The following is a 14,018-nucleotide window of genomic DNA, read 5'->3' as shown; positions in this document are numbered from 1 at the left end:
AGTTGATAGAATAATTTAAAAATAATGAATATTAACTAAATAAATATTTATACGTTTTTTTGGATAACCAATCAATCAGACCATACTCCTATATTGAAAAATGTTTCTCTCTATTTATTTCGATTATATAAATATTTTTCTTGTAGAAATAGCAAATAACAACTATAATCAATAATGATTCTCAATATATATAGTTGTATAAAAAAGGAAAAAAATCATTCGATACAGACAGAAATACATAAATGATTGGATAGTCTGTTTGAAAATCGGTTGAAAAATGAGAAATTAGTAAGAAAAAATAGAAAAGGGTAGGTGTGAAAGAGTAATATTATGATTAAACGTTTTTTTTCATATTATAAACCACATAAAAAATTATTTACGCTCGACTTCTTAAGTGCGATAACTGTTGCACTATTAGAGCTCGCTTTTCCACTTGCGGTCTCTTGGTATATTGATGATTTACTTCCAGAAGGAAATTGGGGTACGATTTTATCTGTTGGTGTGGGATTGCTGCTATTATACGTAACAAGTACCTTTCTTCAATACATTGTCAATTATTGGGGACATAAGCTTGGGATAAATATTGAAACGGATATGCGAGGTCAATTATTTACCCATGTGCAAAGACAATCATTTTCTTTTTTTGACAATACAAAAACAGGACATATCATGAGTCGTATTACCAATGATTTATTTGATATTGGAGAACTTGCCCATCATGGACCAGAGGATTTGTTTATTGCTATAATGACTTTTGTTGGTGCGTTTTGGATTATGCTTACGATTAATATAAAACTAGCATTAATTGTTATTTTCATCGTTCCCATTCTAGTTTGGCTTATTACATATTGTAACAGAAGCATGAATAAAGCGTGGGGACAAATGTATGGGGATATTGCAGACGTAAACGCTAGAGTAGAAGATAGTGTATCTGGTGTACGTGTTGTTCAATCTTTTACAAATGAAGAGTATGAAATTTCTAGATTTACAGTAAATAATAAAAGATTCCGTAAGGCGAAAATAGGTGCATATAAAGTAATGTCCATTACATCTTCTTCTGTATATATGCTAATGAGATTTTTTACTTTAGTAGTTTTAGTCTTTGGAGCTTGGCTTACCTTTAATAATCAAATGAAAATAGGGGAATTAGTTTCCTTTATCTTGTTTGTGAATATATTACAAAAACCAATCGATAAAATTAGTGCAATATTAGAACTATATCCGAAGGGAATGGCTGGCTTTAAGCGTTTCTTGGAATTGTTAGATTCTGCTCCAAAAATTTTAGATCGCAAAGATGCGATAGAAGTAAAATCTTTAAAGGGAGATATCACTTTAACAGATGTAACCTTTAGCTATGACAGTAATCCAGTCTTAAATAATATTAATCTTTCCATTAATGCTGGTGAAACAATCGCTTTTGTTGGACCTTCTGGTGCCGGGAAAACGACGATTTGTTCGTTAATTCCTCGTTTTTATGATGTAAATAACGGGAGTATCAAAATTGACGGAATCGATATTCGCGATATGACGATGAAATCATTACGTTCACAAATTGGCATTGTACAGCAAGATGTATTTTTATTTACTGGCACGTTAAAAGAAAATATTGCTTATGGAAATTTGAATGCGTCAGATGATGAAATTCATGAAGCGGTTAGAAGAGCACATCTTGAAGAATTAGTGCTTAAACTGCCAGAAGGCTATGAAACTCAAATCGGAGAAAGAGGATTGAAGCTATCAGGTGGACAGAAGCAAAGAATTGCAATTGCTCGGATGTTCCTAAAAAACCCGCCAATTCTCATATTAGATGAAGCGACTTCTGCACTTGATACAGAAACGGAATTAATTATCCAAAACTCTTTAAATGAGCTAGCTAAAAACCGAACTACATTAATCATTGCACATCGCCTTGCGACAATTCGCAATGCTGATCGCATTGTTGTAGTAACGGAAAATGGGATAGAAGAAGAAGGAAAGCATGATGAATTATTAGCACAGAACGGAATTTTTGCTACCCTTCATCGGGTTCAATATCAGCGTTAAGTTTAAGGTCTGTACTTTTACTGGTACAGATCTTTTAATTTTTTCTAATTTAATTGTTAAAAAGATTTTGAGTGCGGTGTGAAATGAGAATACTATTTTCACAAAAACTCTAGGATAAATATTCAATATGCGATATATTGGATATAAGTTTTTTGATTATTCAATAAGAAAGAGGGGTAAATAATTGAGACCGATTATTTTAGGTATATTTGCTGCGCTATTTTTTGCGTTTACATTTGTATTGAATCAGTCGATGGAAATAGGTGGAGGAAGCTGGTTATGGAGCGCTTCGTTACGTTATTTTTTTATGGTGCCATTACTTATGTTGATTGTAATATGTAGAAAAAACATTACTGTTGTATGGCAGGAACTAAAAGCAAATCCTGTTTCTTGGTTATTATGGAGTACCGTTGGCTTTGGCTTTTTTTATGCTGGGATTTGTTTTGCTGGTGCATTTGGACCAGGCTGGCTTGTAGCAGGTACTTGGCAGCTTACAATCATTTCTGGGACATTACTTGCACCTTTATTTTATGAGAAAAAGATGGGGAGAGATGGGAGCATTCAATTAGCCCGAAGAAAAATTCCATTTAAAAGTTTAACCTTTTCCATTTTAATTGTTCTTGGTGTTATTATTATGCAGTTAGAATTCGCTGTGTCTCTTTCTATAAAGGATGCTTTATTTTGTCTTATTCCTATACTTATTGCATCTTTTGCCTATCCGTTAGGAAATCGGAAAATGATGGAGCTTTGTAAGGATCGATTAGATGTTTTTCAACGTGTATTAGGAATGACAATTGCAAGTCTTCCATTTTGGATACTATTATCCATTATTGCTGTATTAACTGTCGGGCTTCCAGGCAAGCAACAAGTTGGTCAATCAGCAATAGTGGCAGTATTTTCAGGTATTATTGCGACAGTTTTATTTTTTGCAGCAACAGACTTAGTTAAAGACAATATGGTTAAATTAGGAGCAGTAGAAGCAACGCAATCTCTGGAAATTTTATTTGCTTTATTAGGAGAAGTAATTTTTTTATCTGCCCATCTACCTAGCCTAATCAGTTTCCTAGGCATTTGCTTGGTTATGTTCGGAATGATTTTGCATAGTGTATATTCAAGTAAGAAAATACACATAAATAGTAGCATTGAAGCATAACCATGGTTTTTGTGATTGTCTTTTTATTAAATCATTAAAGATTTGTTAAGAATTTACTAATTATATGAAGTTTGTTTGGAGTTATCGGAATTTTTTACTTTTTTTAAAGAAATCGTTATACTATGTTAATATGTTGGAATTAATACTTACAATTAAGAAGTTGGTAGAAATGATTGGCATGCTAGGTAAGGTGCTTGTCAAAAATGAATATGGGCTAAATAGGAAACATCATACATAGCAAACTTTAAGGTTAAAGACGGCTTTGTTTAATCAAGTAGATAAATCTATGGTTAAAGCTTTAGGAATGTGGTATTCTGTCAGTTGTATTTTTTGGCTATCACTTCTAAAAATAAAAATTAGGAGGAAAAGCAAAGTGACGAAAAATCTCGAAGAAAAAGACATTAAGTTAATTGCGCTAGATATGGATGGGACATTATTGAATGAAAACGGAGAAATACCGGAAGAGAATAGGAAAGCAATTAAAGAGGCCCATGACAAGGGACTGCACGTTGTTTTAAGTACAGGTCGTTCTCTTGCAACGTGTAAGGATCACGCAAAAAGCCTCTTATTAAATTCATATTTAGTTACAGCAAACGGAAGTGAAATTTGGGATACAAAGGGAAATTTAGTTGAAAGAAATCTTGTGGATGCGAACCATATCCAATGGATGTGGGGCTTAGCGCAGCAACATAAAGCGAAAATGTGGGCAACAAGCTGTGACCAATTATGGTTTGATGAGATGCCGGAAAATGTAAGTGAATTAGAGTGGCTTAAATTTGGGTTTCATATTGAAGACAATCAAATTAGAGAAAAGGTATTGAAAAGTTTACAAGAGAAAAATTGCTTTGAAATTAGTAATTCATCTCCAGTAAATATTGAGGTAAATGCACTAGGGATTAATAAAGCAAGAGGACTAAAAAAAGTATGTGAGCTATTACATATCTCGATGGATCAAGTATTGGCAGCTGGAGATAGTCTGAATGATATTAGCATGATTAAAGAAGCTGGAATAGGCGTTGCAATGGGAAATGCCCAAGATGTTGTAAAGGAGACAGCAGATGTTGTAACCTTAACAAATAATGAAAATGGTGTCGCCTATGCAATCAGAAAATGGGCATTAAAAAAAGAAGTAGCAGAAATAAAAAAATAACTATTCATACTATTCGGTAAGAAAAAATATTTTCTTTTCAATTAATTTCAAAAAAACAATTGAAACGATCGAAAAAACTGCTTATAATTAGTAAAAAGAAAATTGAACGAAGCGAAAGGACTAGTATGTGAAATGCTTTTATAAAAGAGAGTGAAGTTTATTAGCTGAAAGACTTCATTATGAAAGTACACAGAACCTACCTTTCAAGTCCTATTACAGTAGGCGCATTTCTTGCGTTATCAGACAGAGTGGAATCAATGTTTTTTATTGATTCAATAAAGGTGGTACCACGGAAAGCCCTTTTTCGTCCTTTTATTAGGATAGAAAAGGGCTTTTTTCTATTCTATCGATACAGGCATAGTTTAATATAGTTCGGAGGAAATACCATGGAGAAAAAAAGAATTGTCGTAAAGATTGGAAGTAGCTCGTTAACGGACACAAAGGGTGTTATTGATCAATCGAAATTAAGCGACCATATTGCGAGTATCGCCAATTTAAGAAAGAAAGGCCATGAGGTTCTTTTAGTGTCATCAGGAGCAGTGGCAGCTGGCTTTGCAAAACTCGGGTATCCTTCAAGACCCGTTACATTGAAAGGAAAACAGGCAGCCGCTGCTGTTGGACAAAGCTTATTGATTCAAAGCTATAACGAACAATTGAGTAAGTTTGGAATGATCCCAGCTCAAGTATTAATAACGAGAAATGATTTCTCCAAACGTAATCGATACCGAAATGCTTATTCTACACTATCAGAGTTATTGGAAAGAAATATCTTGCCGATTATAAATGAAAATGACACTGTATCGGTGGAAGAATTAACATTTGGTGACAATGATATGTTATCAGCACTCGTTAGTGGGCTTATCCATGCAGATCAGTTAATTATTCTCACAGATATTAACGGCTTATATGACAAGAATCCCAAAGATGATCCAACTGCAAGAAGAATTGCTTATTTGCCAGAAATCACGGAAGAATGGAAGCAGGCAGCAAAAGGATCTGGATCCAAGGTTGGCACAGGTGGCATGAAATCAAAGCTCATCGCGGCGGAAACTGCTCTTTCATTAGGAGTGAAGGTATTTATCGGAAAAGGCACTGGAGAAAATAAGCTAATCGATATTATCGAGGGTAAGGGAGATGGAACATATATTGGCTCCGATGCTTTAACATCGATTAATAGTAATCGGCAGTGGATTTCTCTTCATTCCACTGTGCAAGGAAGCCTTTATGTCGATGAAGGGGCAGAACTAGCCTTGGTCAATAAGGGAAGTAGTTTATTGCCAGCTGGAATTTATAAAGTGGAAGGTTTTTTTGAAAAAGGGAATGTAGTAGAGGTATATGGCATAAATGGTATTATTGGAAAAGGAGAAGTCCTTTATTCTTCGGAAGAGTTAAAAGAAATTCTCGCGCAAAAAAGAGAAGAACAAAGAATAGAAAAACATTCGAGATTGGAAGTAATTCATCGGGATAAATGGGTGAAAATTTGAAAAGGGAGAGATGAAAATGGGAGAGGTATATCAAAAAGGTAAACTGGCAAAGGAAGCAAGCTATCAATTATTAAATCATACAACAAATGAGAAAAATGATGCATTGTTACTTATTAGCAATCAATTATTAGAGGATAAGGACTTGATTATCAAAGCAAATAAACTCGACCTTGAAAATGGACGAGAAAAAGGTCTCTCTCCTTCTATTCTAGATCGCATTATGCTTGATGAAAAAAGAATTACGGATATGGCTATAGCCTTAAAAGAGTTAGTCAATCTGAAAGATCCAATTGGTGTTGTAGTCGAACAAATTGAAAAAGAAAATGGACTGAAAATAATCAAGAAAACTGTTCCTATTGGTGTAATGGGGATGATATATGAAGCGAGACCAAATGTAACAATTGATGCTGCAAGTCTTGCCTTGAAAACAGGAAATAGCATTGTCCTAAGAGGAAGTTCTTCCGCGAAGCAATCCAATATGGCACTTGTAAACACCATCCATACCGCTCTCGAAAAATCAGCTTTGCCAAAAGATGCTGTTCAATTAATTGAAGATACGAGCAGGGAAACGGCAAAAGAACTCTTTCATTTAAAAGAGTTTCTAGATGTATTAATTCCTCGTGGTGGAAAAGGGCTGATTGAAACGGTAGTAAAGGAAGCAACTGTACCTGTTATTGAAACAGGAGCTGGGAATTGTCACTTATATATAGATGAAACGGCAAATATGGACATGGCAGTAAATATTAGCTTAAACGGAAAAACACAGCGTCCATCTGTATGTAATGCTTTAGAGACTATTTTAATAGAGGAAAATTGGTTTAAGCAATATGGATTCTCGCTATTAGAAGCATTGCATAATAAAGGGGTCGAAATTTACGGTGATCAAACAGTTTGCGCCGCTTATAAAAAAGCAAAAGAAGCGACAGAGGAAGATTGGTATACTGAATATTCGGCTTTAAAGATTAGCATTAAGATAGTAGATGGAGTGAAAGAAGCAATTAACCATATTAATACATATGGCACAAAGCATTCCGAAGCAATTATATCCGAAAACAAGGAAAATGCAGCGCAATTTTTGTCAGGAGTAGACGCAGCAGCAGTTTACCATAATGCTAGTACTAGATTTACAGATGGATTTGAATTTGGATACGGAGCAGAAATTGGCATTAGCACACAGAAACTCCATGCAAGAGGTCCAATGGGGCTGAATGCACTAGCCTCTGTTAAATACTTCATATATGGTGAAGGGCAAATAAGGAACTAATAGTAAGGATTATAAAATTAATGTGTTAACTCATCTATAAAGGACATGACAGACTTATTTTAGATTGGATGATGATTTTGGAGTATTTAAGTATTTTATTACCTATTTTCTTTATTTTCGCTGTTGGATATATTGGACAAAAGAAGCTTCAGATAGACATCAAATCTGTTTCCGCAGTTTCGGTTTATTTAATGACACCACTATTGTCATTTAGTGTTTTTTATGAAACAACATTCACCATCGATTACTTGTATATGACTCTTTATGCTTTAACCTTAGTAGTAGGGATTATATCAATTGTTTATATCATTGGCTACTTTAGAGGATATACCGTAAAGAAGACATGTGGAATGATTTTATCCTCTGCCTTTATGAACAATGGCAATTATGGCACACCGCTTGTTTTATTTGTATTTGGTGAGCCGGGCTTACATTATGCAGTTATATTGATGGTTATTCAACAATTAATCATGGTAACGATCGGTGTCTATTATGCAGCGAAAGGTTCTGTTGATAATGGAAACGGAAAAGATACATTAAAGAAAGTGCTAAAGGTACCTGTTATGTATGGTGCGATATTAGGTGCTATATTTCATTCCATTCAACTGCCGATAGGAGAGACGATGTTAGAAGCTATTAAACTAGTTGGAAATGCAGCAATTCCAACTGTTATGTTAGTCTTAGGTATTCAACTAGCTAATGTAAGTGTACGCAAAATTGCTTATCGACCTTTATCCATTTCTTTGTTTCTAAAATTGATTGTTTCGCCAGTTATTGCATGGCTACTGACATTCATTTTGCCAGTGGATGAGATGTTAAAGCAAATAATGATTCTCCTTGCTGGAATGCCAGCAGCAGCAAACACAACACTTTACGCTGTTCAATATGGGACAGAGCCAGACTTTGTTTCCAGTGCAACTTTATTTAGTACATTAGCTAGTTTAATCACTTTACCTGTTATTTTATCTTTAATATAACGAGGATTCTAGAAAATGTGTCGATACCTGATAATTATGATTTAATGTAGGTCAGGAAAATGATACTTTTTAAATTTAACGCGGTTAAAACAAAAAAGACTCACTTTTTAGGCAAGTGAGTCTTTTGGGGGGCTATTATGATTAGATAAAAAGAGAAATTCAATGAATTGCAGACTTAGAAAATTTTCCTCCATGAGCCTCTTGTGTATCCATAATTGTAATAAATGCTTTCGGGTCAATTTCTTGGACGATGCTGCGGAATTTAGCTACTTCTAAGCGTGTAAATACTACATATAATACTTCTTTCTCTTGATCCAAATAGCCGCCCTTTCCTTTAAGCTTTGTGACTCCTCTGCCTAAACGATCCGAGAGTGCTTGTGCGATTTCTTCATATTCATCTGAAATAACCATCGCAGCTTTTGTATCGTCAAAGCCTTGAATAACAGAATCAATGGCTTTACTGGCAATATAATAGGTAAGAATAGAGAACATTGCTTGTTCCCAGCCTAATACAAATCCTGCCCAAGAGAAAATAAACACATTAATAAACATCACAAATTCTCCAACGGAAAAAGGGATTCTTTTTGTAAGGAGGATTCCTAGAATTTCTGTACCATCTAAGGCACCTGAATTTCTAATGACAATCCCTACTCCTGCTCCAAGCAATAAACCGCCAAAGACTGTTGCAAGTAGTGGTTGTGTGGTAATTGGCTCAAAATGCTCAAGCAAAAATTCAATGATTGCAAGCATAATAATAGAGTAAAGAGACGAAATGCAAAAGTTTTTTCCAATATATTTATAGCCCGCAAATAAAAAGGGAAGGTTTAGGATAAACACGAGGATTCCGAAGTTTAAGCCATAACTATATTTAAGAATCAATGAAATCCCAATTATACCTCCATCAATAATCGTATTTGGAGCTAAAAATAAATCAATCGCGATTGCTGCAAAGCCAGCACCGATTGTAAGCATCAAGTATCGCATAATTAAATGTGCAGTACTTTCTTTTTTATGGGTTTTTACCATGAATAAAACACCTTTCAATTATGTATAATATACAACTTGTCTAGTCTATATAGTATCATAAATAAGGGCGATTGATAAAATCTACGTATACTTGGAGATAAAATACCATATATAGTACATTTTGATTCTAGGTAGGTGAAAAAATGTTCGACAGAGAATTAGTAAAAGGAAGTACCTCATTAATCCTTCTCCACCTATTAGCAGAAAAAGATATGTATGGATATGAACTTGTAAAAGAGATGGAGAAGAGAAGCGACTATACTATGCAGATTAAAGAAGGAACTTTATATCCTGCTCTACATAAATTGGAAAAACAAAAATATATGGAATCATTCTGGAAGGAATCTGAAAAAGGACCTGCAAGAAAGTACTATCGAATAACAGAGGCTGGTTTCCAAATTTTAGAACAAAAAATAACAGAATGGAAAAACTTCGTGCAAACCATTGATAAAGTAATTGGGAGGTAAGGAATAGGATTAGTACAGTGAATTCTCCATGAATAATTTCAGAAATGTTTTATCACTCTCTACATTCTCCGTTCTAATCACTAACAAGACCAATCATCAACTCTACATAAAAAAATGTAAGTATAAAATTATTTAAATTAACCCGTATCTTTTTTGCGTTTTCAAACGTTCTATATATAAACCGGTAAAGGAGGGATTAAATGATGGGGAGGGAATTTCCACATATAAAGGAACTATATCGAAAACTTGATCATTATTGTCAGTATCTTTCAATGGACAAATGGGAACGGGAAGATTTAATCCAAGATTCTCTTTTGAAAGCAATCGAAAATTATCACGAGAAGGATATTACCCCTGCTTTACTAAAAAAAATTGCCAATAATCAGCGGATTGATAAGATAAGAAAAAAGAAAGAAATCGTTGGAATAGACGTTAAAGAAATCGGGACCGAAAAGAGTAGCTTAACATCCATGATTCTTGCAGAATATCTTGCAGAAAAGCTGACGCTAAAACAAGGGATTGTTTATATGCTTGTAGAAGGATTTCAATTTCGCTTGAAAGAAGTTGGAGAGCTATTAAATATAACAGAAACGGCCGTAAAATCAATTTTATTTAGGGCTAGGAATCAGTTGAAAAATGAAGATTCCACTTGGAAAGTCAATCAGGATGAAAAGAGAAAGGCAATTCGATTGATGTACTATGAAGTGTTAAAAATGGAAGATCCAGCTATTTTAATTGATTCCATCTATAAAGAAATGGTATTAGCGGAGCGAGTGAAAAAATATCCAACATGCAATGCGATGCTTAAGGTAGCATCGTAACTTTATTTAAATAGGAGGGAAAAGGAAATGAGTACGATTCCTTATGTTATTGAACAGTCAGCAGGCGGAGAAAGGTCCTATGATATTTACTCACGTTTATTAAAGGATAGAATTATCATGCTTGGGGATGAGATCAATGATCAAGTTGCCAATAATATTGTCGCACAATTGTTATTTCTGGCAGCCGAGAACCCAGATAAAGATATCTCCTTATATATAAATTGTCCAGGTGGCTCGACTTCTGCTGGTTTTGCTATTTATGATACGATGCACTATATTAAACCAGATGTTCGCACGATTTGTACCGGAATGGCTGCTTCATTTGGTGCATTATTGCTCCTCGCAGGTGCAAAAGGGAAAAGATATGCCTTGCCGAATAGTGAAATTATGATTCATCAGCCATTAGGAGGTACAAGAGGGCAAGCGACAGAAATTGAAATATCTGCCAAAAGAATAATAAAGCTTAAAAGTCATATTAATCACATCATTGCAGAGAAAACTGGGCAGTCTATCGAAAAAATTGCAAATGACACGGAAAGAGATTATTTTATGAGTGCAGAAGAAGCGAAAAGCTATGGGATTGTGGATGAGATAATTATTGCAAAGTAAAAGAAAAAAGACATCCATTTTAGTCAAAGGATGTCTTTTTTTATGGAATGCCACGTGTACTAGCGTCTATCTTTTTTTCATGTATAATAGAAACAGAATAAAATATTAGCTCTGAAAGTAAAAGGTGACAAAATGGATATTGTAACAGTAAAAATTGAAACATCGTTTGAAAAAAACGTACAAAATGGAAATCCCTTACTATATAAAGACGCAATTGCTACTAGCATGAATCTAGAAGAAGGGCAAGTAATCGATGTTGTAACAAAACAGAATAAGTTTATTGGCAGAGGTTATTATGCCATTCAAAATAAAGGAATTGGCTGGATTTTAACGAGAGAGAAAAATGTTCCTATTGATAGTGCTTTTTTTGAGCAGCATTTGAAGAAAGCGATTGATAAAAGAGCTCCCTATTTTAAAGATTCACAGACAACTGCTTTTCGCGTTTTTAATGGAGAAGGCGATGGAATTGGCGGCTTCACTGTTGACCTCTATAACAATTATCTTTTAATACAATGGTACAGTATTGGTATTTATAAATATAAAAGTTGGATTGTGGATTCTTTACAAAAGTTATTAGATGTAGACGGTATTTATGAGAAAAAAAGATTTGATCATAATGGTACATATTTAGAAGATGATGATTTTGTTAGTGGGAAAAAAGCTGACTTTCCTTTGGACATTTTAGAAAATGGTGTTAAATACGCGGTAAATTTAAACGAAGGGGCAATGACAGGAATCTTCTTAGATCAAAGAGATGTTCGTAAAACCATTCGCGACAAATACGCGCAAGGGAAAACCGTATTAAATACATTCTCTTATACTGGCGCATTTTCCGTAGCGGCAGCAGTTGGAGGGAGTTTATCAACAACGAGCGTCGATTTAGCGAATCGTTCAAAGCAAAAAACAGCGGATAATTTCTTGCTAAATAACATAGATTTAACCAGTCAAAAAATTATAGTAGAAGATGTTTTTCATTATTTTAAATATGCTGTGAAAAAGCAGCTTTCGTTTGATATGGTTATTCTTGATCCGCCAAGCTTTGCTCGATCAAAAAAACATACCTTTCGGGCAGCAAAGGATTATACCAATTTATTAAAGGAAGCAATTGCGATTACGAATACCGGTGGAATCATCGTCGCTTCTACTAATTGTGCTACCTTTGATATGAAAAAGTTCAAAAGCTTTATTGATGCAGCATTCTCTCATCAAAAAGAAAGATATCAAATAGTTGAGCAATTTGGCTTACCAAATGATTTTGCCAATATAAAAGAAGTAAAAGAGAGTAATTACTTAAAGGTCGTTTTTATAAAAAAACTTAAATGATATTTTAGAATACTATTTGAAGAATGGTTTCTGAAAAGGGATTTTGCATGTATAATGTTGAATCCCTTTTTTATTAAAAAATAGGGTTTACGGAATGGTAAAACGTTTGTAATCTAATAGAGAAGGTTATTTATTCCAATAGTGTATTTGAAAAAATCCGGAAAATCTTACATATGAAAAAGGAGAACGTCGAGAATGACAATTAAAGCAATTCTATTTGATTTAGATGACACGTTATTATGGGATAAAAAAAGTGTGCAAGATGCTTTTTTGAAGACATGTAAGCTTGCGGAAGAAAAATACAATATTTCTGCCGAGCATCTAGAAGCAGCGGTTCGGAAAGAGGCAAGAGGTCTATATGAAGGATATGATACATATGCTTTTACGAAAATGATTGGTATAAATCCATTTGAGGGACTATGGGGAGAATTTCTAGAAGAACATGCTTCATTCCCAAAAATGAGGGAGATAATCCCTACTTATCGAAAAGAGGCATGGACAAAAGGATTGCTCGCATTAGGAATTGATGATCCTTTATTTGGAGAGAAGTTAGCACAAGCTTTTCCCTCATTTAGAAAGCAATCTCCTTATGTCTATGAAGAAACATTTTCTATTTTAGATCAATTAAAGGGGAAATATTCCTTATTATTATTAACAAATGGTTCCCCTCATTTGCAAAATACAAAGCTATCTATCACACCAGAAATTGCTCCTTATTTTGATCATATTGTCATTTCCGGTGATTTCGGAAAAGGGAAGCCGGATACGTCCATCTTTGAACATGCCGTTTCTTTATTAGGGGTAGAAAAGTCGGAATGTTTAATGGTAGGAGATAATTTAATGACCGATATTTTAGGTGCGAATGAAACGGGAATTAAGTCAGTCTGGATTAATCGTGAGCATGTAGTAAAAAAGGAAGTCCTCCCTACTTATGAAATTCATCATCTTCATGATTTATTGCCTTTATTGGAGAAGGAAAAATAAAACCTGTGCAACCAGAAGGAGACCACTAACAAGTCTTCTGGTTGCACAGGTTTTTATTAATCTTCTGGTTGCTCGTTTGGTAAGATATGTCTGTACGGAACAGGGGATGCTAAAATGACAGATGTATTAATTGCTCCATAGGGGATAAGACGATCCACTAAGTTTCTCATTCCATCTATGCCGGAAACAGCTGCTTTTATTGTATAGCTGACAGGACCGGTTACACGGTGGCATTCAATAATATCCGTTTCCGTTTTGATAAATTCCTCAAAGGCATGTGGTTCTTCTTTCAATTCACTAATTTGAATGAATAAAAGTGTTTCTCTGCCTAGCTTTGCAGGAGATATTCTCGCGCTGAACTCTAAGATGATTCCTTTTTCTTGCAGACGCAACAATCTTTCAGACACACTTGGACGGCTTAAAGCTAATTTTTTGGATAAATCACTTACAGTAATTCTTGCATCTTCCTGTAAAATTTTCAGTAATTGTATGTCAACTTTATCCATTTTTCTAAATACTCCTTTTTGCAAATTGAATGTATTAGTATTATTATTTATGCGAATTTGAGGATGTACAGGGTAAATACATTCATATTGGTATGTAAAATTGCTTCGATATATTCTATCATTATATATGTAATAATTCCACCAATAAAACCACTTATTTTTATAGGATTTCACCCATGAATCCTCATTACTTTTCCACTTACGTTACATT

The 14,018-nt window shown here is 34.3% G+C and carries 13 protein-coding genes and 1 other annotated feature; of the genes, 11 read left to right on the top strand and 2 right to left on the bottom strand.

The features are described from left to right. Window positions 1-330: 330 nt before the first annotated feature. From NYE52_RS12115 to NYE52_RS12090, 6 genes are all read left to right on the top strand, one after another. Window positions 331-2,043: an ABC transporter ATP-binding protein gene (locus NYE52_RS12115; RefSeq protein ID WP_341193301.1), complete on the top strand. Its 1,713-nt coding sequence runs from the start codon at window positions 331-333 to the stop codon at window positions 2,041-2,043. Between the two features lie 184 nt (window positions 2,044-2,227). Further along, complete coding sequence (locus NYE52_RS12110) at window positions 2,228-3,196, top strand: DMT family transporter (protein ID WP_341193300.1); 969 nt, start codon at window positions 2,228-2,230, stop codon at window positions 3,194-3,196. Window positions 3,197-3,569: 373 nt separating this feature from the next. Next, window positions 3,570-4,346: a Cof-type HAD-IIB family hydrolase gene (locus NYE52_RS12105; RefSeq protein ID WP_341193299.1), complete on the top strand. Its 777-nt coding sequence runs from the start codon at window positions 3,570-3,572 to the stop codon at window positions 4,344-4,346. Window positions 4,347-4,448: 102 nt separating this feature from the next. Continuing rightward, window positions 4,449-4,661 (top strand) — a binding site (T-box leader). A gap of 71 nt (window positions 4,662-4,732) precedes the next feature. Next, on the top strand, window positions 4,733-5,830 hold the full coding sequence (gene proB / locus NYE52_RS12100) for a glutamate 5-kinase (RefSeq protein WP_341193298.1): 1,098 nt from the start codon (window positions 4,733-4,735) through the stop codon (window positions 5,828-5,830). Window positions 5,831-5,846: 16 nt separating this feature from the next. Further along, window positions 5,847-7,094 carry a glutamate-5-semialdehyde dehydrogenase gene (locus tag NYE52_RS12095; protein WP_341193297.1) on the top strand — a complete coding sequence of 416 codons (1,248 nt, stop codon included), beginning with the start codon at window positions 5,847-5,849 and terminating at the stop codon, window positions 7,092-7,094. Between the two features lie 77 nt (window positions 7,095-7,171). Then, the gene (locus NYE52_RS12090; RefSeq protein ID WP_341193296.1) at window positions 7,172-8,071 is read left to right on the top strand and encodes an AEC family transporter; all 900 of its coding nucleotides are present in this window, start codon (window positions 7,172-7,174) and stop codon (window positions 8,069-8,071) included. Window positions 8,072-8,230: 159 nt separating this feature from the next. Here NYE52_RS12090 and NYE52_RS12085 read toward each other — a convergent pair whose 3' ends face one another. Next, a complete protein-coding gene (locus NYE52_RS12085) occupies window positions 8,231-9,097 on the bottom strand; it encodes a YitT family protein (RefSeq protein WP_341193295.1) in 867 nt (288 codons plus the stop codon). 143 nt (window positions 9,098-9,240) lie between these two features. Here NYE52_RS12085 and NYE52_RS12080 point away from each other — a divergent pair, with 143 nt between their 5' ends. The 5 genes from NYE52_RS12080 (at window position 9,241) to NYE52_RS12060 (ending at window position 13,301) form a co-directional block, all read left to right on the top strand. Then, window positions 9,241-9,564, top strand: coding sequence for a PadR family transcriptional regulator (locus NYE52_RS12080; protein ID WP_341193294.1), 324 nt, complete (start codon window positions 9,241-9,243; stop codon window positions 9,562-9,564). Window positions 9,565-9,764: 200 nt separating this feature from the next. After that, window positions 9,765-10,385, top strand: coding sequence for a sigma factor-like helix-turn-helix DNA-binding protein (locus NYE52_RS12075; RefSeq protein WP_341193293.1), 621 nt, complete (start codon window positions 9,765-9,767; stop codon window positions 10,383-10,385). A 27-nt stretch (window positions 10,386-10,412) separates the two neighbouring features. After that, on the top strand, window positions 10,413-10,994 hold the full coding sequence (clpP, locus tag NYE52_RS12070; RefSeq protein WP_341193292.1) for an ATP-dependent Clp endopeptidase proteolytic subunit ClpP: 582 nt from the start codon (window positions 10,413-10,415) through the stop codon (window positions 10,992-10,994). Between the two features lie 132 nt (window positions 10,995-11,126). Then, window positions 11,127-12,317 carry a class I SAM-dependent rRNA methyltransferase gene (locus NYE52_RS12065; RefSeq protein WP_341193291.1) on the top strand — a complete coding sequence of 397 codons (1,191 nt, stop codon included), beginning with the start codon at window positions 11,127-11,129 and terminating at the stop codon, window positions 12,315-12,317. Window positions 12,318-12,512: 195 nt separating this feature from the next. After that, window positions 12,513-13,301, top strand: a complete 789-nt coding sequence (locus tag NYE52_RS12060; RefSeq protein WP_341193290.1) for an HAD family hydrolase — start codon at window positions 12,513-12,515, stop codon at window positions 13,299-13,301. Window positions 13,302-13,357: 56 nt separating this feature from the next. Here the strand turns inward: NYE52_RS12060 and NYE52_RS12055 are convergent, their stop codons facing one another. Continuing rightward, the gene (locus tag NYE52_RS12055; protein WP_341193289.1) at window positions 13,358-13,807 is read right to left on the bottom strand and encodes an Lrp/AsnC family transcriptional regulator; all 450 of its coding nucleotides are present in this window, start codon (window positions 13,805-13,807) and stop codon (window positions 13,358-13,360) included. Window positions 13,808-14,018: the final 211 nt, after the last annotated feature.

The organism is Niallia sp. FSL W8-0635 (genome assembly GCF_038007965.1).
Taxonomy (GTDB): domain Bacteria; phylum Bacillota; class Bacilli; order Bacillales; family Cytobacillaceae; genus Niallia.
This window is presented reverse-complemented; position numbering and strand designations above follow the sequence as displayed.

Excerpts from the sequence above, each read along its gene's own strand:
- NYE52_RS12085 (WP_341193295.1), bottom strand. The coding sequence starts at position 9,097 with ATGGTAAAAACCCATAAAAAAGAAAGTACTGCACATTTAATTATGCGA.
- proB (WP_341193298.1), top strand. The coding sequence starts at position 4,733 with ATGGAGAAAAAAAGAATTGTCGTAAAGATTGGAAGTAGCTCGTTAACG.
- NYE52_RS12115 (WP_341193301.1), top strand. The coding sequence starts at position 331 with ATGATTAAACGTTTTTTTTCATATTATAAACCACATAAAAAATTATTT.
- NYE52_RS12080 (WP_341193294.1), top strand. The coding sequence starts at position 9,241 with ATGTTCGACAGAGAATTAGTAAAAGGAAGTACCTCATTAATCCTTCTC.
- NYE52_RS12065 (WP_341193291.1), top strand. The coding sequence starts at position 11,127 with ATGGATATTGTAACAGTAAAAATTGAAACATCGTTTGAAAAAAACGTA.
- NYE52_RS12095 (WP_341193297.1), top strand. The coding sequence starts at position 5,847 with ATGGGAGAGGTATATCAAAAAGGTAAACTGGCAAAGGAAGCAAGCTAT.
- NYE52_RS12060 (WP_341193290.1), top strand. The coding sequence starts at position 12,513 with ATGACAATTAAAGCAATTCTATTTGATTTAGATGACACGTTATTATGG.
- NYE52_RS12075 (WP_341193293.1), top strand. The coding sequence starts at position 9,765 with ATGATGGGGAGGGAATTTCCACATATAAAGGAACTATATCGAAAACTT.
- clpP (WP_341193292.1), top strand. The coding sequence starts at position 10,413 with ATGAGTACGATTCCTTATGTTATTGAACAGTCAGCAGGCGGAGAAAGG.
- NYE52_RS12055 (WP_341193289.1), bottom strand. The coding sequence starts at position 13,807 with ATGGATAAAGTTGACATACAATTACTGAAAATTTTACAGGAAGATGCA.